A 24,508-nucleotide genomic window follows, 5' to 3' on the forward strand; every position below is an offset into this window, starting at 1 on the left:
GCCCGTCTGCGTTTTCAACTGCGGTTTTTCACCGACAGGATTTTTTCAGATGCCTGAGGCGGCCGTGTGGGTCGTGGCGGCCGTTGCCGTCTATGCTGTCGGCGTGGCGATCTACGCCATCTTCTACTGGCCGTGGTCCCGCGCCCAGCGCGCGCTGCGCCGCCTGCGGACGCAGGGGGCGCCCCTCCGCAGCATGCAGGAGGGCGAGGCGCGCATCCTGCGGTTGATCGAATTTCCGGCAGGATCGCCTGTGTATCTGCTCGAAGGCAGCTGTGCCGAGTTCGTGATCAGGAGCAGGATCTCTCCGGCCCAGCATGTGCAGACCCTGGCCGGCGTCCCAGTGAAGTATCCGGCGGGCCTTGCACGTGCCGTGCGCGCGGGCAGCAATACCGCCGAAGTGGTGCTGGGTCGTGACCACGCGATGATCGTGCGACTCAATGGGGTCAAGCTGGCCCAGTAGAGTCGAGCCATGCTCGACTGCTCCTGCGTAGTCGAGCATGGCTCGACGCTACAAGGACATTCTGTGCGAAATTTGCACAGATCATGTGCTTTTACATGGCTGGTTCGTGCGCCGTCCGCTCCGCATCATGTGCCCACTTTCCACCGCACAGGAGCTTGAACATGAACCTCACCGCCTTTGGTCTGGCCAGCCTGATCGGCATGGCCACCGTTACCCCCGTCACCGCTGCCGAACCGGCCCATCCCACCATCCGCCACATGGCTGGCGCACCCGTTGTGGCTTCGCTGGATGCGGCGAAGACCGCCGTGCTGGTGATCGACTTCCAGAACGAATACTTCGACGGCAGCGCTGCGCCGGGCTTCGCCGGTGGCCGCATGGTCATCCCCGATGGCGTGGCCGCACTGCGGCAGGCGAAGCGGGTGGTCGAGTTCGCCGATGCCCACGGCATCCGCGTGATCCATGTACAGCACGTGTTGCCGGCTGGTGCGCCGCTGTTCGCGCAGGGCAGCGTCAATGCCGCCTTCCATCGCGACCTGCAGCCGCGCAAGGGCGAGACCGTGGTGCAGAAGGACAACGTCAGCGTGTTCGCCGGTGACTCCGCCGCAGTGCTCGACCAGGTGCTGAAGGATGCCGGCATCGACACCCTGATCGTCACCGGCCTGCAGACCCATGCCTGCGTGGCCGGTGCCGCCCGCGATGCCGCAGCGGCACCGCGTGGCTACCGCGTCATCGTGTCGTCCGATGCAACTGCCAGCCGTGATCTGGATCTTGCCGGAGGCCAGCGCATCGGTCATCGCGCGCTGCATGACGCCTCGCTGGCGCAGATTGAGGACACCTTCGGCGATGTCATGGCGACTGACGCGATCCTGGCACTGCCGGTGCGCAAGGCCGGCGACGGCGCTTGATAAGCTGACGGGGCCCGCACGCCGCGGGCCCCGCCACCTGGAGCCGCCCGCCGATGGACCATTTCGCCGCCCTGCGTGCGCTGCGCGCCATCGTCGATGCAGGCAGTTTCACCGCCGCCGCCGAACGACTGGGTACCACCCATTCGGCGATGTCACGGCAACTGCGGCAGCTGGAAGAACATCTGCAGGTTCGACTGCTCGATCGCAACAGCCGCCGGCTGTCACTGACCGAAGCCGGTCGCGATTACTACCGCGAGGCGGCAGCGCTGCTGGATCGCCTGCAGGAGGCGGATGACCGCGCACGCGCAGGGCAGGCACAGCCCAGCGGCACCGTGCGGATCAGCGTGCCGCAGGTGGTCGCCAGCCAGGAGCTGCCGCATTGGTTGCCGTCGTTCCTGCAGCGCTATCCAGAGGTCACGCTGGATCTTTCCGCCGACGACCAGCTGGTTGATGTGGTCGGGGGCGGCTTCGATCTGGCGCTGCGCATCGCGCCTTCCTTGCCGGACAGCCAGCTGGTCGCCCGCGAGCTGGCCAGCTGCCCACGCATCCTGGTCGCCGCACCGGCCTATCTGGCGCGGCACGGTCTGCCCCGGCAGGCTTCGGACCTCGCACAGCACACGCTGCTGGGTTTCAGTCCCACAGCGGCGATGTCGCCCTGGCAGCTGCAGGGGCCACGCGGTGCCGCCGCGAGCATCGAGGCGGGGCAGCGCCTGCGGGTGGATGCGACGCCAGCGTTGTACGCCGCCGCGCTGGCTGGCATGGGCATCAGCCTGTTTACTGCGCTGACCGTGCAGGAGGACCTGCGTGCCGGTCGATTGATCCGCGTGCTGCCCGCCTGGCATGCCGGGCAGCGACGCTACTTCGCGCTGTATCCGCATGCGCGGGCATTGGCGCCGAAGGTGCGTGCGCTGGTCGAGCACCTTGCGGCGCACTACGCTGCACAGGTGGGCGCGGCGGGGTAGTCGCGCGGCAGCAACCGAGGTGGTGATGGAGTCGGTGTATCTGCTGGTCGCGTTGGGCGCGATCGTCGCCGGATTCGTGCAGGGCCTGTCCGGCTTCGCCTTCGGCATGGTGGCGATGTCGTTCTGGGCGTGGGGACTGGAGCCGCGGCTGGCGGCGACGCTTTCGGTGTTTGGTGCGCTGGTCGGGCAGCTGGTCGCAGTGTTCACCGTGCGCCGCGGTTTCAACCTGCGCCTGCTGCTGCCGTTCGTGCTGGGTGGGCTGGCCGGCATTCCGCTGGGCGTGACGGTGCTGCCACGGCTGGACATGGACTGGTTCAAGGCGCTGCTGGGTGGCTTCCTGGCGCTGTGGTGCCCGGTGATGCTGATGGCGCGCTCGTTGCCTCCGGTCCGCGTCGGCGGCCGTATCGGTGATGCGATTGCTGGCATGGCCGGTGGCGTGCTCAGTGGCATCGGCGGCTTTGCCGGGCCGGTGCCGACGTTGTGGAGCACCCTGCGAGGCTTCGGCAAGGACGAGCAGCGCGCGGTCATCCAGAACTTCAACCTGGCGATGCTGGCGGTGACCATGGCCACCTATGTCGGCAGCGGCCTGGTGAGCCGGCAGATGTTGCCGTACTTCGCCATCGTGGCACCGGCCATGCTGGTGCCGACCCTGCTGGGCGCGCGGGTCTACATCGGCATCAGCGAGGCACGCTTCCGGCAGGTCGTGCTGGGCCTGCTGACCGCGTCAGGCATCGCGTTGCTGGCGTCGTCGCTGCCGGTACTGCTGGCGCGCTGAGGGAAGAACAAAAAAGGGCGCCACGAAGGGCGCCCTTTGTCGTCTACGGCATGTTTCGGCTCAGCGCTGCTGGATCTTCGACAGCAGGCGCAGGAATTCAACATACAGCCAGACCAGGGTCACCATCAGGCCGAATGCGCCATACCACTCCATGTACTTCGGTGCACGCTGGGCGACACCGGTTTCGATGAAGTCGAAATCCAGCACCAGGTTCAGCGCGGCCACGACTACCACGAACAGGCTGAAAGCAATGCCCAGCCAGCTGGAGTCGTGGATCACCGGCACGTCGATGTTGAAGAAGCCCAGCACGAACGACGCGAGGTAGAGCAGGGCGATGCCGCCAGTGGCGGCGACCACGCCCATCTTGAAGTTCTCGGTGGCCTTGATCAGGCCGCTGCGGTACGCGAACAGCAGCGCGAACAGGGTGCCAAAGGTCAGCAGCACCGCCTGGAACACGATGCCCGGGAACTTGGCGTTGAACACGGCCGAGATGGCGCCCAGGAACAGGCCTTCCACCAGCGCATACATCGGTGCGGTGACCGGCGACCATTCCTTCTTGAAGACGGTGATGAGCGCCAGCACGAGGCCGCCGATGGCGCCGCCCATGGCATACAGCCTGGCACCGGGCAAGACCTGGCCGTAGTCGCCGATGGTCTGGTTCCAGGCGAAAGCGGCCGTTAATACGGTCAACAGCAGCAGGAAACCGGTCTTGTTGACGGTGCCGTTGAGGGTCATGGCCTGGTCGGGGCTGGTCACCACCGAGCCACTGGCGAGGTCGAGGAAGGTGGACTCGGAAAGAGCCGGGTTGCCGCTGCGCATACGCGTTCTCCGTGCGAATGAGGGTCAGGACGGCCATCCGGCCGATGGGCGTGAGCATAGCCGATGACTGCTTTCGGCGTTGTGGCAGGCGCCGGATCTACGCATCCTGCGTTGACAGTTCCCAATGCGCTTGGCGACAATGACCAGCTCCCCGGGCATGGCCCGAGGGGATTGCAAGACCGGGGTATAGCGCAGTCTGGTAGCGCGCCTGCTTTGGGAGCAGGATGTCGGGGGTTCGAATCCCTCTACCCCGACCAATCCCACATCACGTCGGATTGGACACCGTTCCGGTTCGGGCGCCCGTAGCTCAACTGGATAGAGCACCGGCCTTCTAAGCCGGCGGTTACAGGTTCGATTCCTGTCGGGCGCGCCATTGGAATCAATGGTTTAAGTGCTCACATCCGTGAACATTGGTTCCCATTCGATGGCTGCACGACCCTGGGTGGCGAGCATTCCACCTTCCTCTTTTCCGATGAAAGATGCCCTTTGTATGGGGTGCAGTCGCACGACGTGATGTCATTCCGGTTGCGGTTGACCGGCGTCTGACGTCGATCGGCTCACTCCGCAGGTGCTTGAGCAGCGCCGCCTGGGATGGGGCAATGCACCCGGCAAAGAAAAAAGGCCAGCGCTATGCGCTGGCCTTTTTCAATGTCGCGATGGATGCACTCTGGTCGAGTGCACCCCGGATGGATCACATCTGTTCCAGTTCGCCCACTCGCACCTTGCCGCCACCGCCGCAGTTGCCGTGGCAGCCGCCGCTGATCGGGCCGCTGCCGCCGCCACCACCGCCGCCACCGCCGCCGCCACCACCACCACCGCCGCGGGAGTTGGGCGGGAGGACGGTCGAAATCACTTCGCCGGAGTCGAAACCTGCACCTCGCCACGTGTAGTTGACGCAGGAAATACCGTTGCAGACGGTCAGGACATCGCCGGTCTGGACGCGCGTCTGGGCAGTCCAGACCGTGGTCCGGCCGTCATTGAGCTTCTGGACCTCTTGGGAAAGCTGCTGGTTGGTCACCGGATCGGGATACGGGGTTGTCAGCGTGCATCCGGCGGTGCAGTTGATGACGCCAGGAAGCTTTTTCGCTTGAAGGCTCCCGGCCGCCATGAACAGCAGCACGCCTGCAATGGCGGGAATGGAGTTTCTACCAAGCGAAGGGATAATCCCAATCAGTCTAGCTTTCACAATAGGTCCTTATCGTGGGATGCAACAGTTCTTGAAGATTTCGTTCGATGAAATGCGGGCTTTCTCTTTCTCTTGGCTGCTCAGGTTTTTCTCATGGTTGGCAATGTCATTGGTGGTGGCAAAACGTGGGTCCAGCCGGTTGAGGACGCGGGTGTACGCCAGGGCCGCAACGGGATCCGCAGGAACGATGCCGCCATAGGTGTAGGCCATCGCCATGTCGCTGATGACATTGACGTTCCCTTGTGATTCCAGTTCGCGCAGATATCCGGTGGCGGTGTCCTTCCACGCCTCGAGCGCCGCGGGATCACGGATTGCGTCATCAAGCGAACCGATGACTTTCTCCGGCGATCGCGAGTAGGCGCGCATCGCTTCCTGCGAGCCCATGGCGGCGGCCTTCGAAAGCCAATCGGCGTGATAGATGTCCTGATCCAGAGCCAGCGACTCACACTCTTTGAGGATTCGTTCCGACCGCTCCAGGAACCAGTTGCCGGCCCCGATCGTGGTGGCCGAATCCGCCAGCTTGTCAGCGCGATCCGAGATGAAGGTCTGGCATTGCTCGATGGTTCGATAGATTTCGTAGGTTGCCGTGGCATCTCCGGATTCGGAGCGCAGCATCAGTTGCTTGACGTGGGCAAGCGCGTCACCGGGAGGCCGGAACTCATTGCCTCTTACGATTTCGTAGGCCTTGGGGCCCACGGCCTTGTACGAGCCCGGCGGGATCTTGTTGTCCCGCTCAAGCCTTTGCGCGGCCGCCGCACCTGACGCCGGAAGCTGCCTTCCCTGGTCAGGCCGTTCATCGAGGCTGCCACTCTTCCCGGATTCCTCTGCCGTGGCATCCGCAGTTGCCTGCTGCCGGTAGCCGGACATTGCAACGGCTGCCACTGCCAGCACGGCTGCCAGCGCGACGAATCCGATTAGCCGCTTGCTCATCTATTGATCTCACCTTCATTGCAGGAATCGGCATGGTTGCAAACGCGCGCCCTGCGTTCCATGTCCTGCAGCTAACGTTGTATGAATGGATCTCCCCCATCCCTATTTGAGATTCATTCACGATTTGTTCACTAAGCGTTCATGCTCTCGGGGCGTGCCCGACGACGGGCGGGCTGTTCGCCAGCGCCTGACATCCGGTGCGTGCGGCACGCGCCTTCTCTAGCTCGGGATGGATGCAGATTCGAACGGCGTGGGTGAGGTGAAGCAGGTGCTGATCGAAGTACATCGGCGGCGCAGGCGCCAACGGCGGCTTACCTTCTGCCGCGGTGCTGTCGCCTTGCGGGCGTTTGCTGGCCTGCTGATGGAGGTGACGGCCGAACGCAACACGTCGTTCGATGTGATCGAAACGATGTCGCCGATGGACAGTTGCGACCGATGTTCTGGGCCGACGATGAGCGCTTGCACGCGCAGGGTGTGCAAGCGATTACCCGTCGAGTGCTTCTTGGCAGGACGCAGTCGCGCAACGTGATGCTTCAGTTGCTCGACGGAGCGGGCCAGCCACGCCTGCAGCTGCAGGTCACGCCGAAAGGGGAGGCCACGCTGTCATTCCTGGATGGGCATGCGGACATCGCGCGCGTGACCTCGGCGGAGCAGCATTGATCTCCTGTTCCGGCCCCTGCACATCAATGTGAAGAAGTGCTTGCAATTCCTTCGCGACTCCCGGAAAATGCCGGACTCGCTTCGGGGGACGGACTTCTGGTTCCACCCGCTAGCAAAGCATCAAGGTCCAGCGTCAGCCTCATCGGCGGTGGAGCGAAAGTTTCAGTGGTGGCTGTAGCTCAGTTGGTTAGAGTACCGGATTGTGATTCCGGTGGTCGGGGGTTCGAATCCCCTCAGCCACCCCACTGATTCAACCGCATCGGCGCAGCCGAAACGGTATTGCAATAAACAGAAAGCACGCTACAATGTGCGTCTGAGTTTCACGGGCCGTTAGCTCAGTTGGTAGAGCAGTTGACTCTTAATCAATAGGTCCAAGGTTCGAATCCTTGACGGCCCACCAAGACAGAAGCCACCTGGTATCCCAGGTGGCTTTTTTCTTATAAGTGTGACTCCCATCGTTTCGATGGATCACGGGTTGCAGAGCCCCGCTTGGCCGTGGATCTGCAATGCAGCGGGACCGCAGTGCTGGTTTCAACGATGTTGAAGAAAGTGCTTGCACCCACCGAGCGGATCGGGTCATAATTCGCGCCCCGATTTCGGGCTGTTAGCTCAGTTGGTAGAGCAGTTGACTCTTAATCAATAGGTCCAAGGTTCGAATCCTTGACAGCCCACCAGACGAAAGCCACTTGGTCATCCAAGTGGCTTTTTTCTTGTCTGCACGCCGGGTTGCGCTTCATCCACGCATGGCGTGGATCTGCTGAAACGGCGCATGGCGTGAATCTACTGAAGCGATGCTGAAATCAGGGACATACGCGTCATCAGTGTTTTCAATGCTGTGCGCTGCTTCTCACCGCATCGCGTCCTGTATCGCACCCAATGGATCTTCCGCGCCGATGGCGCATGCACGAAGGAAGATGTTGATGGCTGATATCAATCGATTGCACCGCACGCTGTGGGTTCCCTTCGCGTTGATGGCGCTGGCGGCCTGCGCACCAGCCAATGATCCCGCGAAGACCGTTGAACGCGATGCGGGCACGGAGAGCACTCCGGCGCGCCCGGTGGGTGACGCCATGCCGATGCAGCCGGCTCAGCCTGCGGAAGCGGAGGTCCTGCCTGACGCGGTGGATGTGCAGCGCAATGCGGACGGTTCGGTGGATGTGCGCAAGGCCATGCCGGAGTCGGTGGCTCTGCGGCGCACCGATGACGGGGGCGTGGAGATCCGCAAGGGGGAGGCGCCCGCCGAACATGCCGGCATGGCGCCGGCCCGCGCTGTACCGCAGCAGTAAGCCGCAGTCGTCCTGGCGGGTGGTGCGCCCGCCGGGGCGGCAGCGATGCAGGGGCCGCGCGCATCGCGGCAGATTCAGTTTTGTGCAGGCCTTCCGCTTCCAGCCCCCGCCTGCGACAATGAATGCCTGAGCCGGCCACGCGAAAGTGGCGGAATTGGTAGACGCCCTGGATTTAGGTTCCAGTGCCGCAAGGCGTGGGGGTTCGAGTCCCCCCTTTCGCACCAGTGCCGGCCTGTCCCCGCCCTGATCGGGCCATCTGCGCCCCCTTGACCGGCACGCGCTGGCAGTGCAGGCCGAATTGGGCGAAACTAAAGGGCTGCGGCAAGCAGGCGCGTCCCAGACGTCGTGTCCTTACAACCGTTTCATCCCAATCATCGAGCCGGGGGCGTGGGCCACCGGTGGCAGGAGTCAACATGCAAGCTTCGATCGAATCCACCGGCAACCTGGAACGCCGCCTGAGCTTCTCGCTGCCGGAAGAGCGTCTGCAGAGCCACATCGTCGGCCGCCTGGGCGAAATCGCCCGTACCACCCGCATCAAGGGTTTCCGTCCGGGCAAGGTGCCGGCCAAGGTGATCGAGCAGCGCTTCGGCGCGCAGGTCCGTGGCGAGGCGCTGGACGGCCTGCTGCGCGAAACCTTCGATGCCGCCGTGCGTGAGCACGACCTGCGCATCGTCGGCAGCCCGCGCATCGACAAGGGCGACGAGGGTGAATTCTCCTTCGTGGCCACCGTGGAAGTGGTGCCGGACTTCGGCGACATCGACGTCAGCAAGCTGACCGTCGTGCGCCACAGTGCCGAGATCACCGACGCCGACATCGACCAGATGATCGAGAACCTGCAGAACCAGCGTCGTACCTGGGCCCCGGTCAGCCGTGGCGCGCAGGACGGTGACCTGGTCGCGGTGGAAACCTGGTCGCAGGCCGGCGAAGAGCGCCTGCCGGCCGAGGGCACCGAGAAGGGTTCGATCGTGCTCGGCCAGGGCATGATGTTCGACACCATCGAAAAGGGCCTGGTCGACCTGGCCAAGGGCGAAGAAAAGACCCTGGACGTCGAGTTCCCGGCTGACTGGCGCGTGCCGGTGCTGGCCGGCAAGACCGTGCAGGTGACCGTCAAGGTTGCCGAAGTGTCCGAGCCGGTCGTGCCGGCGGTCGACGAAGCCTTCATCAAGAGCTTCGGCGTGAAGGGCGGCGACGTCGAGCAGTTCCGCAGCGACATCCGCGCCAACCTGGAGCGCGAGCTGAAGGGCGCTCTGATGAACCGCCTGCGCCGCGAAGTGGGCGAGCAGCTGATCGCCGCCTACTCGTCGGTGGAAATGCCGCCGCGCCTGGTCGAGAACGAAGCCCGCGCCATGCTGGCCCAGCAGGTCGAGCAGATCCGCCGCAACGGCCAGAACGTCGGCGAGATCCCGGCCGATGCCCACGAAGGCTTCAAGGAAGCGGCCGCCAAGCGCGTGCTGGTCGGCCTGCTGGTCGGTGAAGTGGCCCGCATCAACGACCTGCGCCTGGAAGCCAAGCGCCTGAACGAAACGATGCGCCTGATCGCTTCGACCTACGAAGAGCCGGAACAGGTCATTGAGATGTACCGCAACGACCCCCAGCTGATGTCTGGCCTGCAGAACCGTGTGATGGAAGAGCAGGTGATCGACTGGATCGCCGAGCGTGCCCAGCACACCGAAGAGAAGCTGTCGTTCCAGGACGCGATCCGCCAGTAAGCCCGGGCGGATCACCGGATGCCCCGCGCCTTTGCCGGCGCGGGGTTGTTGCCCCCCAAGATAGGTACCTCACGTAATGGACAACCGAACCAAAGCCCTGAACCTGGTTCCGATGGTGGTCGAGCAGACCAGCCGCGGCGAGCGTGCCTACGACATCTATTCGCGCCTGTTGAAGGAGCGCCTGATCTTCCTCGTGGGCCCGATCGACGATCACATGGCCAACGTGGTGGTGGCGCAGTTGCTGTTCCTGGAGTCGGAGAACCCGGAAAAGGACATCAACATCTACATCAACTCGCCGGGTGGCGTGGTCACCGCCGGCATGGCGATCTACGACACCATGCAGTACATCAAGCCGAATGTGAGCACCACCTGCATCGGCCAGGCCGCCTCGATGGGCGCCCTGCTGCTGGCCGCGGGCGAAGCTGGCAAGCGCTATGCGCTGCCGAACTCGCGCGTGATGATCCACCAGCCGCTGGGTGGCTACCAGGGCCAGGCCACCGACATCGACATCCACGCGCGTGAGATCCTGACCCTGCGTTCGCGCCTGAACGAGGTGCTGGCCAAGCACACCGGCCAGTCGCTGGAGACGATCGCCCGCGACACCGAGCGCGACAACTTCAAGAGCGCCTTCGAGGCGCAGGCCTATGGTCTGGTCGACCAGGTCCTGGAGCGTCGTCCGGACGAGTCGATCCAGGCCGGCTGACCGGCCATCACGGGGCCATGGAGGCCCCGTTCCTGCAGGGTCGGGCGGGACTGGTGTCCCCTCGGCCCTGTGCTATTCTCGAATCGAACCCCCGTTCAGCGGGTGGGGTAACTGGGTAAGCGAAGCATGAGCGAAGACCGCCAAGGTCGTTCCACGGACACCGGCAAGATCCTCTACTGCTCTTTCTGCGGCAAGAGCCAGCATGAAGTGCGCAAGCTGATTGCGGGTCCGAGCGTATTCATCTGCGATGAGTGCGTGGAGCTGTGCAACGACATCATCCGTGAGGAACTTGAGGAAAAGGCGCAGTCGGCGCGCAGTTCGCTGCCCAAACCGCGCGAGATCCTCGAGGTCCTCGACCAGTACGTGATCGGCCAGAACCGCGCCAAGCGCACGCTGGCCGTGGCCGTGTACAACCACTACAAGCGCATCGAGAGCCGGCAGAAGAACGACGACGTCGAACTGGCGAAGTCGAACATCCTGCTGGTCGGCCCGACCGGTTCGGGCAAGACGCTGCTGGCCGAGACCCTGGCCCGCCTGCTCAACGTGCCGTTCACCATGGCCGACGCTACCACGCTGACCGAAGCCGGTTACGTGGGCGAGGACGTGGAGAACATCATCCAGAAGCTGCTGCAGAAGTGCGACTACGACGTCGAGAAGGCGCAGCAGGGCATCGTCTACATCGATGAAATCGACAAGATCTCGCGCAAGAGCGAGAACCCGTCGATCACCCGCGATGTGTCCGGCGAAGGCGTGCAGCAAGCCCTGCTGAAGCTGATCGAAGGCACCGTGGCCAGCGTTCCGCCGCAGGGCGGCCGCAAGCACCCGCAGCAGGAATTCCTGCAGGTGGACACCAAGAACATCCTGTTCATCTGCGGCGGCGCGTTCGCCGGGCTGGACAAGGTGATCCAGGCCCGTTCCACCGACGTCGGCAGCATCGGCTTCGGCGCCAAGGTGAAGAGCAGCGAGCGCAAGCAGGAAGTGGGCAAGGTGCTGGCCGAAGTCGAGCCGGAAGACCTGATCAAGTTCGGCTTGATCCCCGAGTTCGTCGGCCGCCTGCCGGTGGTGGCGACCCTGGAGGAGCTGGACGAGCCGGCCCTGATCAGGATCCTGACCGAGCCGAAGAACGCCATCACCAAGCAGTTCAAGAAGCTGTTCGAGATGGAGAATGTCGAGCTGGAGTTCCGTCCGGACGCGTTGTCGGCCATCGCCAGGAAGGCGCTCAAGCGCAAGACCGGTGCACGCGGCCTGCGCACCATCGTCGAATCGGTCCTGCTGGACACCATGTACGACCTGCCGTCGCAGGAAAACGTCAGCAAGGTGGTGGTGGACGAGTCGGTGATCGAGCACAAGTCTGAGCCGTACCTGATCTACCAGACCCCTGCGGCCCCTGAACAGAAGGCCGCAGGCGCCGAGTGATCCTTCCAGGTTGTTGATTGGAAAGGATTTTCAAGGAATGCCTTGCATCTGAAAGCCGATGGCCCCATAACGGGGCCATCGGCTTTTTTTGTCTCCGGAAGATGCCCTCCCGGAGGCGGTTTTCCCCTTCCCTGGAGCCCCCATGGCCCGTTCCCCAAGTGAAACCCTCGACCTGCCGGTCCTGCCGCTGCGCGACGTAGTGGTGTTCCCGCACATGGTCATCCCGCTGTTCGTCGGCCGTGACAAGTCCATGCACGCGCTCGAACAGGCAATGGAAGCGGACAAGCGCATCCTGCTGCTGGCGCAGAAGTCGGCCGAGACCGACGACCCGCATGCGGCCGACCTCTACCAGGTCGGTACGCTGGCGCAGGTGCTGCAGCTGCTGAAGCTGCCCGACGGCACCATCAAGGTGCTGGTCGAAGGCCTGTCGCGCGTGCAGGTCACCCACGTCGATGAGCGTAACGGCTCGCTGCACGGCCAGGCCGTGGAGATCGACGCCACCGACGAGCGCGAAGCACGCGAGGTGGAGGCGATCGCCCGCTCGCTGATGTCGCTGTTCGAGCAGTACGTGAAGACCAACCGCAAGCTGCCGCCAGAGCTGCTGCAGACGCTGTCGGGCATCGATGAGCCGGCCCGCCTGGCCGACACCATCGCCGCGCACATCAGCGTGCGCCTGGCCGACAAGCAGCGCCTGCTGGAAACGCTGGCCGTCGGTGACCGCCTGGAGATGCTGGTCGGCCTGGTCGATGGCGAGATCGACGTGCAGCAGATGGAAAAGCGCATCCGCGGCCGCGTGAAGTCGCAGATGGAGAAGAGCCAGCGCGAGTACTACCTCAATGAACAGATGAAGGCCATCCAGAAGGAACTGGGTGACCTGGACGATGCACCGGGCGAGCTGGAAGAGCTGGCCCGCAAGATCGCTGAAGCCGGCATGCCGAAGGCGGTTGAAGCCAAGGCACGCAATGAACTGAACAAGCTCAAGCAGATGTCGCCGATGTCGGCCGAAGCGGCGGTCGTGCGCAACTACCTGGAGTGGCTGCTGGGCGTGCCGTGGAAGAAGCGCAGCAAGGTGCGCAAGGACCTGAAGGCCGCGCAGGACACCCTCGACGCCGACCACTACGGCCTGGAGAAGGTCAAGGAGCGCATCCTTGAATACCTGGCGGTGCAGTCGCGCGTGAAGCAGATGAAGGGCCCGATCCTGTGCCTGGTCGGGCCGCCGGGCGTGGGCAAGACCTCGCTGGGCCAGTCCATCGCCAAGGCTACCAACCGCAAGTTCGTGCGCATGTCGCTGGGCGGCGTTCGCGATGAAGCCGAGATCCGTGGCCACCGTCGTACCTACGTTGGTTCGATGCCGGGCCGCATCGTGCAGAACCTCAACAAGGTCGGCAGCAAGAACCCGCTGTTCGTGCTCGACGAGATCGACAAGATGTCGATGGACTTCCGTGGCGATCCGTCGTCGGCGCTGCTGGAAGTGCTCGACCCGGAGCAGAACAACGCGTTCAACGACCACTACCTGGAAGTGGACCTGGACCTGTCCGAAGTGATGTTCGTGGCCACCTCGAACTCGCTCAATATTCCCGGCCCGCTGCTGGACCGCATGGAAGTGATCCGCATCCCCGGCTACACCGAGGACGAGAAGCTCAACATCGCCACCCGCTACCTGGTGCCGAAGCAGATCAAGGCCAACGGCCTGCAGCCGGAAGAACTGGAGATCGGCAGCGATGCGATCCAGGACATCGTGCGCTACTACACGCGCGAATCGGGCGTGCGCAACCTGGAACGCGAGATCGCCAAGATCTGCCGCAAGGTGGTGAAGGAGATCGCGCTGGCCGGCCCGCAGCCGGTGAAGGCGAAGAAGGGCGCGAAGAAGTCCAAGGCGCTGGTGAGCGTGTCCAGCAAGAACCTGGACAAGTACCTGGGTGTGCGTCGCTTCGATTTCGGCCGCGCCGAGGAAGAGAACGAGATCGGCCTGGTCACCGGCCTGGCGTGGACCGAAGTCGGTGGCGATCTGCTGCAGATCGAATCGACGCTGGTGCCGGGCAAGGGCCAGCTGATCCTGACCGGCCAGCTCGGCAACGTGATGAAGGAATCGGCGTCGGCGGCGTTGTCGGTGGTGCGTTCGCGCGCGGTCGGCTTTGGCATCGACAGCGACTTCCTGCAGAAGCACGACGTGCACCTGCACGTGCCCGATGGCGCCACGCCGAAGGACGGACCGAGTGCCGGTGCGGCAATGGTCACCTCGCTGGTGTCGATGCTGACCAAGGTGCCGGTGCGTGCCGACGTGGCGATGACCGGTGAGATCACCCTGCGTGGTCGTGTCACCGCCATCGGTGGCTTGAAGGAGAAACTGCTGGCCGCACTGCGCGGTGGTATCCGCACGGTCATCATTCCGGAAGAGAACCGCAAGGACCTTGCAGACATTCCGGCCAACGTCACCCGCGATCTGGAGATCGTGCCGGTGAAGTACATCGAAGAAGTCCTGGACCTGGCGCTGGAGCGCCCGCTGGCACCGAAGAAGGCGCGCAAGAGTGCGCAGCGTGTCACGGTGCGCAGCAAGGCCAAACCGAGTGGAAGCGCGCGCGTCAAGCATTGACGCGCGCTGTCCGATGGCCCGAAACCCGCGTCGTTGCTGGCTTTCCAGCTTGCGTGGGGGTAGGGCCACTGGTATAAAAGCAGCACTCGCGAATGAGTGATCGCTGTCAGCGATGACTGAATCGGCGAACCGTTTCCACATGGCGGCCGCATGCAGAAGGCGTGCGGTTGCTTCCCTGTCGAATAAGCGGAACCCACCGCCAAAGGAGTTGTAGAGAATGAACAAGACCGAATTGATCGATGCCGTTGCTGAAGCTGCCGACCTGACCAAGGCCGAGTCCAGCCGCGCTGTCGATGCCGTCGTTGCTGCCGTCACCAAGGCGCTGAAGGACGGCGATGCGGTCACCCTGGTTGGCTTCGGTACCTTCCAGGTCCGCGACCGTGCTGCCCGCACCGGCCGCAACCCGAAGACCGGCGACACCATCAAGATCGCTGCTTCGAAGAATCCGTCGTTCAAGGCTGGTAAGGCCCTGAAGGATGCTGTAAACTAAGCGGCTCGCTGGGGTGCTTAGCTCAGCGGTAGAGCGTCTCCTTTACACGGAGAGGGTCGGGGGTTCGAAACCCTCAGCACCCACCACAGCACCGCGGTAAAAGTTTGAGTGTGGAGCGGTAGTTCAGCTGGTTAGAATGCTGGCCTGTCACGCCGGAGGTCGCGGGTTCGAGTCCCGTCCGCTCCGCCATTCAACGAGGCCTCCGGCCAAAAGCTGGAGGCTTTGTTTTCTCCCTGGTCCAGGCCGGTGGGAAAACAGGAAATAGCAACAATGCGGAGCGGTAGTTCAGCTGGTTAGAATGCTGGCCTGTCACGCCGGAGGTCGCGGGTTCGAGTCCCGTCCGCTCCGCCACTACATCGAGGCCCCCGGCCTAAAGCTGGGGGCCTTGTCTTCTCACCGACAGGTTCGGAAGGAAGGCGAAAAGGTTTTTGCAAGAACGGAGCGGTAGTTCAGCTGGTTAGAATGCTGGCCTGTCACGCCGGAGGTCGCGGGTTCGAGTCCCGTCCGCTCCGCCATTGCAGAATTCTTAAGTCCCTGTGAAAAAACTTTGAAAAAAGTGTTCATCGGGCTGGGTTTCCAGGGAGTCTTCGGATATACTGGGCGCCTGCAAAGTTTCAGCGCGGAGCGGTAGTTCAGCTGGTTAGAATGCTGGCCTGTCACGCCGGAGGTCGCGGGTTCGAGTCCCGTCCGCTCCGCCAACTTTAAAAGCCCTCGGCGCAAGCCGGGGGCTTTTTCTTTGTGCCCTGCGGCAGGCCTGCCGAGGTGCTGACGGCACAGGTCCGCGGAGATCGGCGCAGGCCGCGCCGGCGCTGCTTTTGGTCCCTGCGACGAAGCGGGTTACACTGCCGGGCTCGCCAATCAGGCCTTGTGATTCCTCACCATGCTGCAGAAACTCCGCGACAAGACCTCAGGCTGGATCGTCACCGTGATCCTGGGGCTGCTGATGATTCCGTTCCTGTTCGTGATCGACAACAGCTACCTGGGTGGCGTTGGCGCACAGAACGTGGCCAAGGTTTCCGCGCCTCCGACCTGGTGGCGTTCGGCACCGTCGTGGTGGCCGGTGCGCATGCTGTGGCAGCACCACGAGATCAGCGCGCAGGATTTCCGCACCCGCTTCGAGCAGGAGCGCATGCGTGAGCGCCAGCAGCAGGGCGAGAACTTCGACCCGCGCGCGTTCGAAAGCACTGAAAACAAGATGGCCGTGCTCGATCAGCTGATCGACGAGCAGGTCGTGCGCCTGGTGGGCGAGCAGGCCGGTGTTGTGATCGGCGATGGCGCGGTGCGCGAGTACATCGCCACCATCCCAGCCTTCCTCGATTCGAACGGCAAGTTCAACGAGAACAACTACCGCCTGGCCTTGGCCGGTGGCAATCCGCCGCGTACCCCCACGCAGTTCCAGGAGCTGGTGCGCGAGAGCCTGCAGCAGTCGGTGATCCCGTCGGGCCTGCAGAATTCGGGCTTCGTCACCCAGGCCGAGACCGAGCGCCTGCTGAAGCTGCTGGGTGAGACCCGCGACGTCGAACTGGCCGCGCTGCCGGAGGTTCCGGCCGATACCGCGCCGGTCACCGATGAGCAGATCAAGCAGTGGTACGACAGCCACGGCAAGGATTTCCGCCAGGCCGAAAGCGTGTCGCTGGAATACGTCGAGATCAATGGCGCCAACCTGCCGGCACCGACCGCGGCCGACGAAGCGACCCTGCGCAAGCGCTATGAGGACGAGAAGGCGAAGTTCACTTCGCCGGAACAGCGCCAGGCCGCGCACATCCTGATCACCGGTGACGGTGCCGAAGCCAAGGCGAACAAGATCGCCACCGAAGCCAAGGCGGCGGGTGCCGACTTCGCTGCACTGGCCAAGGCCAATTCGGAAGACCCGGGTTCGAAGGACCAGGGCGGTGATCTGGGCTGGGTCGAGCGTGGCGCGATGGTCAAGCCGTTCGAAGACGCCCTGTTCGCCGCCAAGGCGGGTGACGTGATCGGCCCGGTCAAGACCGACTTCGGCTACCACGTCATCAAGGTCGCCGCGGTGCGTGGCGGCGAAGGCAAGTCGTTCGAGGAAGTGCGTGACACGCTGGCCGCCGAGCAGCTGAAGGCCGACGGCGAGCGCGGCTTCAACGAGCTGGCCGGCCACCTGGTCGATGCCATCAACAAGAGCCCGAGTGATCTGGCTGCTGCGGCCAAGGAAGTAAACCTGCCGCTGCAGACCCTGGGCCCGATCACCCGCGCAACCGCCAGTGGCATCGCCACCGATCCGGCTGTGCTGCGTGCGGCCTTCTCCGAAGTGCTGGTGCAGGATGGTACTGCCAGCGACCCGATCGCCCTGGGCGGTGCCACCAACCACAGCGTGGTCATCCGCGTGGCCGCGCATACCCCGGAGCAGGCGATGCCGCTGGACAAGGCGCGTGAGCAGGTGATCGCCGCGATCCGTGCCGACCGCCAGCGCCAGGCCAGCGACAAGGCCGCCGACGCCGTGCTGGCCAAGCTGAAGGCGGGCGCCACCCTGCAGTCGCTGGCCGCCAGCGAGAAGCTGCAGCTGAGCCCGATGCCGGGCCTGCCGCGCAGCCAGCCGGTGCCGACCCCGGAAATCAACCGCGCGATCTTCAGTGCGCCGGTGCCGGCGGAAGGCAAGCCGAGCTACGGCAAGGTCGACGTCAACGGCCACGCGCTGCTGTTCGCCGTGAACAAGGTCAACCCGGGCGACATCAAGGAAGTGACCGCCGAGCAGCAGAAGCAGCTCAAGGATCAGCTGAGCCAGATCGACGGCATGGCCGCAGCCAAGGCCTACGTCGAGGCGATGCGCAGGAAGTTCGTGATCCAGACCACCGAAGAGAACCTGTAAGCCTCGCGGCGGGGCAGGATCGAAGAAGGCCCGGCAATGCCGGGCCTTTTTTTGTGCTTGCGGCTATGTAGAGTCGAGCCATGCTCGACTGCTTTTTGCGCCGACCATCCCGCGAGCGGAAGTCGAGCATGGCTCGACTCTACAGAGAGCAGATACCGCGGTGTTGGGGGCCGTCAGTCTTCCACGCGCAGCACTGCGCCGGGCTTCAGCACGCTGCTGCCACTCAGGCCGTTCAGCGACAGCAGGGCCTTTACCGGCATGCCGTAGCGGCGGGCGATGGTCCAGGCCGACTCGCCATCACGCACGGTGTGGCGGCGGCTGCGCGGGCGGTCGGCGATCGCGGCCACGGTCTTGGCCACCTGCGGCGTCGGCGTGGTCGTGGCAACCGGTGCAGTGCTGGCCACCAGCGTGGTCGCGGCTTCCGTCACCGTCGCATTAGCGGCCGAGACCGGGGCCAGGACCCGGGTGGTTCCCGAGGCGCGGTTGCCGGCGGCCAGGGCCGGGTTGAGGCGGGCGATCCTGGCGGGGTCCAGGGCGCGCTGTGCGGCCCACTGCTGGACGCTGGTGCCGGCCGGCAGGGTGTGGTCCTTCAACACCGGCACGGTGCGGTCCAGCGAGGCCATTACGCGAGGCTGGTCCTCCACGTCTTCCAGCACGCAGGCCAGGGCATGCAGCTTCTCGACATAGGCATGGGTAACCGGCGACAGCCCCGGCAGGGCTGCCGGCTTGGCATTCTGCGCGTTCATGCCGGCCTTGCGCATGGACTGCAGCACCCGGTACTCGCCGGCGTTGTAGGCCATGGTGGCCAGTCGCCAGTCGCCGCCGAACATGCCGTGCAGGGTCTTCAGGTAGCGCACCGCGGCCTGGGTGGAATCAACCGCCGACAGGCGGCCGTCGTAGCCGTTGGCCATGGGTACGCGGTGGTTGCGCGCCGTGGTGGCGATGAACTGCCACAGGCCGGTCGGGCCGCTGCCATTGCGGGCATTGGGCCGGTAGCCGCTTTCCACGAAGGGAATCAGCGCGAACTCGGTGGGCAGGTCGGCCTTGCGCAGCTCTTCGACCACATAGCCGAACAGCACCAGCGCATCGTCATCCTGGTTGGCCAGGCGCGAGGGGGCGTGGGCGAACTGCTTCTGCCAGCGCGGGCTGGTAGCCTCGGCATCGCAGCTGGGCTCGGCCAGGCCGTCGCGGAAGCTGGTGAAGATCTCCTGACCATTGCGCACCGAGGGCGCAGGCAGCGCGGACGGATCCAGCGGCAGCGCCGCAGCGGCGGTCAGGTTCTGGCTGATGCCGGCGCCCAGCGACTGTGCGCCCGCGGTTCCGGCCAGCCCCAGGGCAAGGCCCAGGGCCAGCGGCAGACTTCGGCGCATCATGCGCGGAAGCCGTCTTTCCAGTGCCGGAGACCGGCCATCACGTCGACGTCGTCCACGACGTCACGGCCCAGGTGTGCCGACACCGACGCACGGATCGGTGCAGCGTGCACACGCAGGAAGGGATTGCAGTCGAATTCGTTGGCCAGGGTTACCGGCAGGGTGGAACGGTCATCGCGGCGCATGGCCAAAGCCTCCTCTTGGCGCTGCCACAAGGCAGCGTTGGCGGGGTCGACATGCCGCGCGAAGACGGCATTTGACACGGTGTACTCATGAGCGCAACAAAGCAGCAGTTGCGCGGGCAGGGCACCCAGCTTGCGCATCGACGCCAGCAGCTGGGACGGCGTACCTTCGAACAGGCGTCCACAGCCCAGGCTGAACAACGAATCTCCGCTGAAAAGATGTTCAGCAGTGTGAAACGCGATGTGGCTGCGGGTATGCCCGGGCACGGATAGTACGTGGAACGTCCGGCCCAGTGCCTGAACGCGTTCACCTTCGCCGACCCGCTCGGTGGCCGTGGGAATGCGTTCCTCGACCGGCGCGATGACCCGTACGCCGGGGAAACGCGCCTGCAATGCCGGCACGCCACCGATGTGGTCGTCGTGGTGATGGGTGAGCAGGATCGTGTCCACGCGCAGGCCCTGATCGGCCAGCGCGAGCACTGGCGCGGCATCGCCGGGGTCGACGACCACGGCAGCGCCCTCGTTGTCGATCAGCGTCCAGATGTAGTTATCCGCAAATGCGGGCAGGGCAGTCAGTCGCATAGAATTGGACCATGCCCGCGCTGCAGAGCACCCGTCAAGCGAGCCAGACCCCGTGGTTCGACAGTGAACCGGCGGAGGCCTTGCGCGTGCTGGAGCGGCAATTGCTGCTGCCGCAGCTGTCGGTGCTGCCGGCGCAGCCCTGGCTGTGGATCGCACCAAGTGCGGCCTGGCTGGACGATGCACAGCTGGGCGGACGCGGTCTGCGCCTGTTCCGGCAGGGGCAGGGCTATGCCGGCGACACCCGTTGTGCGCTGCCGCTGCCGCTGGCCAATGAAAGCGTAAATGCGATCGTGCTGCAGCATGTCACCGCGGCCGATGCCGACCGGCTGCTCGACGAGTGCGAGCGCGTACTGATGCCGGGCGGCCATCTGTGGCTGAGCAGCCTCAATCCGTTCAGTCCGTATCGCACGCGATGGCGCCAGCATGGACTGGTGGTGCGCACGCCACAGCGGATCCGCCTGCTGCTCGGCCGTCATGGGCTGGAATGCGACGATATGCGTTACCTGGGCCCGCTCTGGCGCGGTGCGGGCAGCCGTCGTCCCGGAGGTTGGGCGCCGCTGCGCGCGGCCTGCCTGTTCCATGCGGAAAAACGTACGCTGGCCCTGCCTGGGCCGAAACCGCTGCCGGTGCGCTGGCACGGCACCGTAGCTACCTGATTCTGGAGTTGTATTGAAAACCATCGAAATCCACACCGACGGTTCCTGCCTTGGCAATCCCGGCCCCGGCGGCTGGGCTGCGCTGCTGCGCTACAAGGGCCACGAGCGCGAACTGAGCGGTGGCGAGGCGCACACCACTAACAACCGGATGGAGCTGATGGCGGCCATTTCCGGGCTGGAGTCGCTGACCGAGCCGTGCAACATCGTGCTCTATACCGATTCGCAGTATGTGCGGCAGGGTCTGACCCAGTGGATGCCGGGCTGGATCCGCAAGAACTGGAAGACGGCTGGCGGCGATCCGGTAAAGAACCGCGAGCTGTGGGAGCGCCTGCAGGCGGCCACGCTGCGGCATCAGATCGACTGGCGCTGGGTGAAGGGTCACTCCGGCGACCCGGACAATGAGCGGGTGGATACGCTGGCCCGCAACGCGGCGATCCAGATCCGCGACGCCAGCCCGGTAAACTGAGCCCATGCGTCAGATCATCCTCGATACCGAAACCACCGGCCTGGAGTGGAAGAAGGGCAACCGCATCGTCGAAATCGGCTGCGTGGAGCTGTTCAAGCGCCGCCCGACCGGCAACAACTATCACCAGTACATCAAGCCGGACTGCGAGTTCGAACAGGGCGCGCAGGAAGTCACCGGCCTGACCCTGGAGTTCCTCGATGACAAGCCGGACTTCGCGCAGATCGCCGACGAGTTCCTGGCCTTCATCGATGGCGCCGAGCTGATCATCCACAACGCGGCGTTCGACCTCGGCTTCCTCGACAACGAGTTGTCGCTGCTGGGGCCGCAGTACGGGAAGATCACCGACCGCTGCGCCGTGATCGATACCCTGGTGATGGCGCGTGAGCGCTTCCCGGGCCAGCGCAACTCGCTGGATGCGCTGTGCAAGCGGCTGGGCGTGGACAACTCGCACCGTGCGCTGCACGGCGGCCTGCTCGATGCGCAGATCCTGGGCGACGTCTATATCGCGCTGACCTCGGGCCAGGAAGAAATCGGCTTCGGTCTGGGCGATGACGATGGCGGTGCTGCCGGTGCGGCGCTGCAGGCCTTCGACACCAGCAAGCTGCTGCCGCGCCCGCGCGTGGTGGCCACGCCGTCGGAGCTGGAAGCGCATGCGGCGCGACTGGAGCGGCTGCGCAAGAAGGCTGGCCACGCGCTGTGGGATGGCCCGAAGGTGGAAGAGCCCGCCAGCGCGTAATGCCTGGGATGGGGTAGTGCCGGCCGCTGGCCGGCAGCGCCGCATCCACGCATGGCATGGATCTACCGGTTAGTGGCAGCGCACCAGGATCACGCTGATGTTGTCGCGGCCGCCGCCGTCGAGCGCGGCGGCGACCAGCGTGTCCACGCATTCCTGTGCGCTGGCATCCTCGAAGGCGAGGGTGCGGGCAATGCTGCGGTCGTCCACTTCCTCGGTCAGGCCGTCACTGCACAGCAGCAGCTGCATGCCCGGGCGCAGTTCGCCGCTGGTGGTGGCCACGTTCAGATGCGCCGGATCGGTCACGCCCAGCGCCTGGGTGACCACGTTGCGGTGCGGATGCGCACGCGCCTGTTCGGCGGTCAGGTTGCCCTGAGCGACCAGCTCCTGCACCACGCTGTGGTCCTGGCTGAGCTGGGCCAGCTGTCCGTCGCGCCACAGGTAGGCACGGCTGTCGCCAACCCACGCCACTTCATAGCGGTTGCCCTGTACCCGTGCGGCGACCACGGTGGTGCCCATCGGCAACGTGTCGTTGCGCCGGCGCGAGGCGCGGATGATCTCTTCGTCGGCGGTGCGGATGGCCTGCGCCAGCGGTGCGCCGCGGCGGATCTCGCGCACGATGGTCTCGCGCGCCAGCGCGCTGGCCACTTCACCGCAGGCGTGCCCGCCCATGCCGTCGGCCACCAGCCACAGGGCCAGCTCACTGTCACCGTAGTAGGTGTCCTCGTTGAGCTCGCGGCGCATGCCGGGGTGGGTGAGGTGTCCGAATTCGATCATGGGCGCTGGGGCGGGGTGTTGCTGGGGAGACAGGCATCATCGGGTGGCTGCGCGCATCCGGCAAGGCATGCGCTCAGGAAATTTTCACTTCGTTGGCCGGAATGACTTGTCGTCGGCCTCACTTCCTCGTATGATGCGCGTCCCCGGTCCGCCGGGGACCACCCGGAGAGGTGGCAGAGTGGTTGAATGTACCTGACTCGAAATCAGGCAGGCGTTTATAGCGCCTCGGGGGTTCGAATCCCCCCTCTCCGCCAGATTAAAGAAAAAGGGCTGCCGAAAGGCAGCCCTTTTTCTTTAATCTGGCGCGGGACGCGCCGCGCTCTGCGCGTCGCCCCACACGTTGCTGCGCAACCTGTGGGCCCCTCCCTTTGCCGGCCTCTCCCCGCCCCTGTCGGGGCAGGTGCATCAGTAGATCCACGCCATGCGTGGATGCTGTTCCTGCTGGCAGGCTCATCCACGCATGCCGTGGATCTACCCATTCCATCGCGAGCTGCGGGTTAAACTGCCTGCATCACCTGCTGGAGCTTTCCCCATGACTGCTGAAATCCTCGTCCCCGTTTCTTTCGGCGAGCTGCTGGACAAGATCTCGATCCTGCAGATCAAGTCCGAGCGCATCAGTGACGAGGGCAAGCTGGCCAACGTGCGCAAAGAACTGTCGGCGCTGGAGCAGACCTGGATGGCACACCCGGCGGCGGTGAAGGACATCGCCAAGCTGCGTGCCGAGCTGAAGGCGGTCAACGAGCAGCTGTGGGACATCGAGGACGACATCCGCCTGAAAGAGAAGGCGCAGGCGTTCGACCAGGGTTTCATCGACCTGGCGCGCAGCGTCTACCTGCGCAATGACGAACGCGCGCGCATCAAGAAGGCGATCAACCTGGCGCTGGGTTCGGCGTACGTGGAAGAGAAGTCCTACCAGGATTACGCGCAGCGCGCGTAATCCGGGGCAGCCTGCTGCTCACCCCAGGTGGTCGGCGACGTAGCGTTCGAACGCAGCGATACCGTCTTCCACGGTGATCAGTTCCATCACATCGTCGAACTCGATCTTGGTGCCCCACTTCAGATCGGTGGCCTGCTTGGCCAGGTACTTGCGTGCGGCATCGTCGTAGCGGTCCACGCAGTAGCGGCGGTCGGAATAGGGACCGCTGCGGTTCGGGTTGCTGGCCGCGTGCAGGCCCAGTACCTTGGCGCCCATCGCGTTGGCGATGTGCATCGGGCCCGAGTCCGGGGTCATCACCAGATTGGCGCGGGCCAGCAGCGCCGGCAGCTGCTTCAAGGTGTCCTTGCCGACCAGGTCAAGCGCCGGTGTGTGCAGCTGCGCCTGGATGGCATCGGCCATGCTGCGCTCCAGTTCGCTGCGGCCTCCGCACAGCACCACCTGCCAACCGCGCTGTGCGGCGTGGTTGGCCACGGCGGCGTAGCGGTCTGCATACCAGTTGCGGCGCACGTGGCTGGAACAGGGCGAGATCATCAACACCGGGCGGCCATCGTCCTGCCATTGCGCGGCAGCCCACTCATACGCGGACTGTGGCACCGCCAGGTCCCAGCTGACCTCGGTCTGGCGCAGGCCAAGGGGTTCACAGAAACTGCCGATGGCATCCAGCACATGGATGCCGGGGCGGTCGGGGATGCGTTCGTTGATGAAGAGACCATGCAGGTCCTTCGAGCGGCTGCGGTCATAGCCGATGCGACGCTCTGCGGGAATGAAGGCCGACAGCAGGTTGGCGCGGAACGCCACCTGCATCTGCAACAGCGCTTCGAAGCGCCCCGGCGGCAGCTGCCTGCGCAGTTCCTTGACCCCGGCCATGCCGCTCTTCTTGTCGTAGGCATGGAAGGTGACACCGGGCAGGCCGTCGAGCAGCTTGTGGCCGGCCTTGTCGATGATCCAGTGGATCGGCGTATCCGGGCGCGCAGCCTGCAGGGTGCGCACCAGGGGCACCACGTGGGTGACATCGCCAAGTGCGGACAGGCGCAGGAGGCACAAGGAGGAGGACGCTGATGCCATGTGTTGTTAG

23 protein-coding genes and 12 tRNA genes are annotated in these 24,508 nt (G+C 64.7%); 28 read left to right on the plus strand and 7 right to left on the minus strand.

Annotated elements, in window-relative coordinates; genetic code table 11:
• Positions 1–49 precede the first annotated feature (49 nt).
• From ACZK13_RS04180 to ACZK13_RS04195, 4 genes are all read left to right on the plus strand, one after another.
• Positions 50–460, plus strand: a complete 411-nt coding sequence (locus ACZK13_RS04180) for a hypothetical protein (protein WP_125895358.1) — start codon at positions 50–52, stop codon at positions 458–460.
• Between the two features lie 161 nt (positions 461–621).
• Positions 622–1,365, plus strand: coding sequence for a cysteine hydrolase family protein (locus ACZK13_RS04185; RefSeq protein WP_049400917.1), 744 nt, complete (start codon positions 622–624; stop codon positions 1,363–1,365).
• 53 nt (positions 1,366–1,418) lie between these two features.
• Entirely contained in the window at positions 1,419–2,327 is a 909-nt protein-coding gene (locus ACZK13_RS04190; protein ID WP_032129084.1) for a LysR family transcriptional regulator, read from the plus strand.
• Positions 2,328–2,352: 25 nt separating this feature from the next.
• Positions 2,353–3,102 (plus strand): sulfite exporter TauE/SafE family protein, encoded by a 750-nt coding sequence (locus ACZK13_RS04195; protein ID WP_032129085.1) that lies wholly within the window; start codon positions 2,353–2,355, stop codon positions 3,100–3,102.
• A 60-nt stretch (positions 3,103–3,162) separates the two neighbouring features.
• Here ACZK13_RS04195 and ACZK13_RS04200 read toward each other — a convergent pair whose 3' ends face one another.
• On the minus strand, positions 3,163–3,921 hold the full coding sequence (locus ACZK13_RS04200; RefSeq protein ID WP_010483901.1) for a Bax inhibitor-1/YccA family protein: 759 nt from the start codon (positions 3,919–3,921) through the stop codon (positions 3,163–3,165).
• 180 nt (positions 3,922–4,101) lie between these two features.
• Between ACZK13_RS04200 and ACZK13_RS04205 the strand changes: the two genes are divergently transcribed.
• Positions 4,102–4,178 (plus strand) — tRNA-Pro (locus tag ACZK13_RS04205).
• 39 nt (positions 4,179–4,217) lie between these two features.
• Positions 4,218–4,294, plus strand: a tRNA-Arg gene (locus tag ACZK13_RS04210).
• Positions 4,295–4,612: 318 nt separating this feature from the next.
• On the opposite strand, the gene ACZK13_RS04215 is transcribed toward ACZK13_RS04210, so the two are convergent.
• Entirely contained in the window at positions 4,613–5,041 is a 429-nt protein-coding gene (locus ACZK13_RS04215; RefSeq protein WP_180838322.1) for a hypothetical protein, read from the minus strand.
• A 75-nt stretch (positions 5,042–5,116) separates the two neighbouring features.
• A complete protein-coding gene (locus ACZK13_RS04220) occupies positions 5,117–6,037 on the minus strand; it encodes a hypothetical protein (protein ID WP_478482281.1) in 921 nt (306 codons plus the stop codon).
• Positions 6,038–6,472: 435 nt separating this feature from the next.
• On the opposite strand from ACZK13_RS04220, the gene ACZK13_RS04225 reads away from it, so the two are divergent.
• The 17 genes from ACZK13_RS04225 to ACZK13_RS04305 all read left to right on the plus strand — a co-directional run bounded on the left by ACZK13_RS04225 (position 6,473) and on the right by ACZK13_RS04305 (position 17,730).
• Positions 6,473–6,697, plus strand: a complete 225-nt coding sequence (locus ACZK13_RS04225; RefSeq protein ID WP_149908921.1) for a hypothetical protein — start codon at positions 6,473–6,475, stop codon at positions 6,695–6,697.
• 168 nt (positions 6,698–6,865) lie between these two features.
• Positions 6,866–6,942, plus strand: a tRNA-His gene (locus ACZK13_RS04230).
• 79 nt (positions 6,943–7,021) lie between these two features.
• Positions 7,022–7,097 (plus strand) — tRNA-Lys (locus tag ACZK13_RS04235).
• Positions 7,098–7,295: 198 nt separating this feature from the next.
• A tRNA-Lys gene (locus tag ACZK13_RS04240) sits at positions 7,296–7,371 on the plus strand.
• Between the two features lie 219 nt (positions 7,372–7,590).
• Positions 7,591–7,983: a hypothetical protein gene (locus tag ACZK13_RS04245; RefSeq protein WP_478482282.1), complete on the plus strand. Its 393-nt coding sequence runs from the start codon at positions 7,591–7,593 to the stop codon at positions 7,981–7,983.
• A 139-nt stretch (positions 7,984–8,122) separates the two neighbouring features.
• Positions 8,123–8,207 (plus strand) — tRNA-Leu (locus ACZK13_RS04250).
• A 189-nt stretch (positions 8,208–8,396) separates the two neighbouring features.
• The gene (gene tig / locus ACZK13_RS04255) at positions 8,397–9,692 is read left to right on the plus strand and encodes a trigger factor (protein WP_478482283.1); all 1,296 of its coding nucleotides are present in this window, start codon (positions 8,397–8,399) and stop codon (positions 9,690–9,692) included.
• A 76-nt stretch (positions 9,693–9,768) separates the two neighbouring features.
• Complete coding sequence (gene clpP / locus ACZK13_RS04260) at positions 9,769–10,395, plus strand: ATP-dependent Clp endopeptidase proteolytic subunit ClpP (protein ID WP_004146318.1); 627 nt, start codon at positions 9,769–9,771, stop codon at positions 10,393–10,395.
• A gap of 126 nt (positions 10,396–10,521) precedes the next feature.
• Entirely contained in the window at positions 10,522–11,811 is a 1,290-nt protein-coding gene (gene clpX / locus ACZK13_RS04265) for an ATP-dependent Clp protease ATP-binding subunit ClpX (protein WP_032129320.1), read from the plus strand.
• Between the two features lie 142 nt (positions 11,812–11,953).
• Positions 11,954–14,404 (plus strand): endopeptidase La, encoded by a 2,451-nt coding sequence (gene lon / locus ACZK13_RS04270; RefSeq protein ID WP_049422624.1) that lies wholly within the window; start codon positions 11,954–11,956, stop codon positions 14,402–14,404.
• Between the two features lie 217 nt (positions 14,405–14,621).
• Positions 14,622–14,894, plus strand: coding sequence for an HU family DNA-binding protein (locus tag ACZK13_RS04275; RefSeq protein WP_004146343.1), 273 nt, complete (start codon positions 14,622–14,624; stop codon positions 14,892–14,894).
• An 11-nt stretch (positions 14,895–14,905) separates the two neighbouring features.
• Positions 14,906–14,980 (plus strand) — tRNA-Val (locus ACZK13_RS04280).
• Positions 14,981–15,006: 26 nt separating this feature from the next.
• A tRNA-Asp gene (locus tag ACZK13_RS04285) sits at positions 15,007–15,083 on the plus strand.
• A gap of 85 nt (positions 15,084–15,168) precedes the next feature.
• Positions 15,169–15,245: transfer RNA gene (locus ACZK13_RS04290), tRNA-Asp, on the plus strand.
• Positions 15,246–15,332: 87 nt separating this feature from the next.
• Positions 15,333–15,409 (plus strand) — tRNA-Asp (locus ACZK13_RS04295).
• Positions 15,410–15,515: 106 nt separating this feature from the next.
• Positions 15,516–15,592: transfer RNA gene (locus ACZK13_RS04300), tRNA-Asp, on the plus strand.
• A gap of 182 nt (positions 15,593–15,774) precedes the next feature.
• Entirely contained in the window at positions 15,775–17,730 is a 1,956-nt protein-coding gene (locus ACZK13_RS04305; RefSeq protein ID WP_346486014.1) for a peptidyl-prolyl cis-trans isomerase, read from the plus strand.
• Between the two features lie 173 nt (positions 17,731–17,903).
• Here ACZK13_RS04305 and ACZK13_RS04310 read toward each other — a convergent pair whose 3' ends face one another.
• Positions 17,904–19,103, minus strand: coding sequence for a lytic transglycosylase domain-containing protein (locus tag ACZK13_RS04310; RefSeq protein ID WP_253143535.1), 1,200 nt, complete (start codon positions 19,101–19,103; stop codon positions 17,904–17,906).
• A complete protein-coding gene (gene gloB, locus ACZK13_RS04315; protein WP_032129324.1) occupies positions 19,100–19,864 on the minus strand; it encodes a hydroxyacylglutathione hydrolase in 765 nt (254 codons plus the stop codon). The genes ACZK13_RS04310 and gloB overlap by 4 nt, the downstream gene beginning before the upstream one ends.
• 11 nt (positions 19,865–19,875) lie before the next feature.
• On the opposite strand from gloB, the gene ACZK13_RS04320 reads away from it, so the two are divergent.
• Genes ACZK13_RS04320 through dnaQ form a run of 3 tightly spaced genes read left to right on the plus strand, consistent with a single transcriptional unit; the run spans position 19,876 to position 21,722 of the window.
• Positions 19,876–20,520: a methyltransferase domain-containing protein gene (locus ACZK13_RS04320; RefSeq protein ID WP_049400387.1), complete on the plus strand. Its 645-nt coding sequence runs from the start codon at positions 19,876–19,878 to the stop codon at positions 20,518–20,520.
• 13 nt (positions 20,521–20,533) lie between these two features.
• Positions 20,534–20,986: a ribonuclease HI gene (gene rnhA, locus ACZK13_RS04325; RefSeq protein ID WP_032129326.1), complete on the plus strand. Its 453-nt coding sequence runs from the start codon at positions 20,534–20,536 to the stop codon at positions 20,984–20,986.
• A gap of 4 nt (positions 20,987–20,990) precedes the next feature.
• Positions 20,991–21,722: a DNA polymerase III subunit epsilon gene (dnaQ, locus tag ACZK13_RS04330; RefSeq protein ID WP_049420978.1), complete on the plus strand. Its 732-nt coding sequence runs from the start codon at positions 20,991–20,993 to the stop codon at positions 21,720–21,722.
• A gap of 69 nt (positions 21,723–21,791) precedes the next feature.
• Here the strand turns inward: dnaQ and ACZK13_RS04335 are convergent, their stop codons facing one another.
• On the minus strand, positions 21,792–22,496 hold the full coding sequence (locus tag ACZK13_RS04335) for a PP2C family protein-serine/threonine phosphatase (protein WP_032129328.1): 705 nt from the start codon (positions 22,494–22,496) through the stop codon (positions 21,792–21,794).
• A gap of 164 nt (positions 22,497–22,660) precedes the next feature.
• Here ACZK13_RS04335 and ACZK13_RS04340 point away from each other — a divergent pair.
• A tRNA-Ser gene (locus tag ACZK13_RS04340) sits at positions 22,661–22,750 on the plus strand.
• Between the two features lie 278 nt (positions 22,751–23,028).
• Entirely contained in the window at positions 23,029–23,433 is a 405-nt protein-coding gene (locus tag ACZK13_RS04345) for a DUF6165 family protein (protein WP_046982834.1), read from the plus strand.
• Positions 23,434–23,451: 18 nt separating this feature from the next.
• Here ACZK13_RS04345 and ACZK13_RS04350 read toward each other — a convergent pair whose 3' ends face one another.
• Positions 23,452–24,498 (minus strand): glycosyltransferase family 9 protein, encoded by a 1,047-nt coding sequence (locus tag ACZK13_RS04350; protein ID WP_049421589.1) that lies wholly within the window; start codon positions 24,496–24,498, stop codon positions 23,452–23,454.
• Between the last annotated feature and the right edge of the window lie 10 nt (positions 24,499–24,508).

It is taken from the genome of Stenotrophomonas sp. 99219_Sma (assembly GCF_056480785.1).

What these genes read in the sequence shown, in the direction of transcription:
- ACZK13_RS04180 (WP_125895358.1), top strand. Translation starts at nt 50, where the DNA reads ATGCCTGAGGCGGCCGTGTGGGTCGTGGCGGCCGTTGCCGTCTATGCT.
- ACZK13_RS04185 (WP_049400917.1), top strand. Translation starts at nt 622, where the DNA reads ATGAACCTCACCGCCTTTGGTCTGGCCAGCCTGATCGGCATGGCCACC.
- ACZK13_RS04190 (WP_032129084.1), top strand. Translation starts at nt 1,419, where the DNA reads ATGGACCATTTCGCCGCCCTGCGTGCGCTGCGCGCCATCGTCGATGCA.
- ACZK13_RS04195 (WP_032129085.1), top strand. Translation starts at nt 2,353, where the DNA reads ATGGAGTCGGTGTATCTGCTGGTCGCGTTGGGCGCGATCGTCGCCGGA.
- ACZK13_RS04200 (WP_010483901.1), bottom strand. Translation starts at nt 3,921, where the DNA reads ATGCGCAGCGGCAACCCGGCTCTTTCCGAGTCCACCTTCCTCGACCTC.
- ACZK13_RS04220 (WP_478482281.1), bottom strand. Translation starts at nt 6,037, where the DNA reads ATGAGCAAGCGGCTAATCGGATTCGTCGCGCTGGCAGCCGTGCTGGCA.
- ACZK13_RS04225 (WP_149908921.1), top strand. Translation starts at nt 6,473, where the DNA reads ATGTTCTGGGCCGACGATGAGCGCTTGCACGCGCAGGGTGTGCAAGCG.
- ACZK13_RS04245 (WP_478482282.1), top strand. Translation starts at nt 7,591, where the DNA reads ATGGCGCATGCACGAAGGAAGATGTTGATGGCTGATATCAATCGATTG.
- tig (WP_478482283.1), top strand. Translation starts at nt 8,397, where the DNA reads ATGCAAGCTTCGATCGAATCCACCGGCAACCTGGAACGCCGCCTGAGC.
- clpP (WP_004146318.1), top strand. Translation starts at nt 9,769, where the DNA reads ATGGACAACCGAACCAAAGCCCTGAACCTGGTTCCGATGGTGGTCGAG.
- clpX (WP_032129320.1), top strand. Translation starts at nt 10,522, where the DNA reads ATGAGCGAAGACCGCCAAGGTCGTTCCACGGACACCGGCAAGATCCTC.
- lon (WP_049422624.1), top strand. Translation starts at nt 11,954, where the DNA reads ATGGCCCGTTCCCCAAGTGAAACCCTCGACCTGCCGGTCCTGCCGCTG.
- ACZK13_RS04275 (WP_004146343.1), top strand. Translation starts at nt 14,622, where the DNA reads ATGAACAAGACCGAATTGATCGATGCCGTTGCTGAAGCTGCCGACCTG.
- ACZK13_RS04305 (WP_346486014.1), top strand. Translation starts at nt 15,775, where the DNA reads ATGCTGCAGAAACTCCGCGACAAGACCTCAGGCTGGATCGTCACCGTG.
- ACZK13_RS04310 (WP_253143535.1), bottom strand. Translation starts at nt 19,103, where the DNA reads ATGATGCGCCGAAGTCTGCCGCTGGCCCTGGGCCTTGCCCTGGGGCTG.
- gloB (WP_032129324.1), bottom strand. Translation starts at nt 19,864, where the DNA reads ATGCGACTGACTGCCCTGCCCGCATTTGCGGATAACTACATCTGGACG.
- ACZK13_RS04320 (WP_049400387.1), top strand. Translation starts at nt 19,876, where the DNA reads ATGCCCGCGCTGCAGAGCACCCGTCAAGCGAGCCAGACCCCGTGGTTC.
- dnaQ (WP_049420978.1), top strand. Translation starts at nt 20,991, where the DNA reads ATGCGTCAGATCATCCTCGATACCGAAACCACCGGCCTGGAGTGGAAG.
- ACZK13_RS04335 (WP_032129328.1), bottom strand. Translation starts at nt 22,496, where the DNA reads ATGATCGAATTCGGACACCTCACCCACCCCGGCATGCGCCGCGAGCTC.
- ACZK13_RS04345 (WP_046982834.1), top strand. Translation starts at nt 23,029, where the DNA reads ATGACTGCTGAAATCCTCGTCCCCGTTTCTTTCGGCGAGCTGCTGGAC.
- ACZK13_RS04350 (WP_049421589.1), bottom strand. Translation starts at nt 24,498, where the DNA reads ATGGCATCAGCGTCCTCCTCCTTGTGCCTCCTGCGCCTGTCCGCACTT.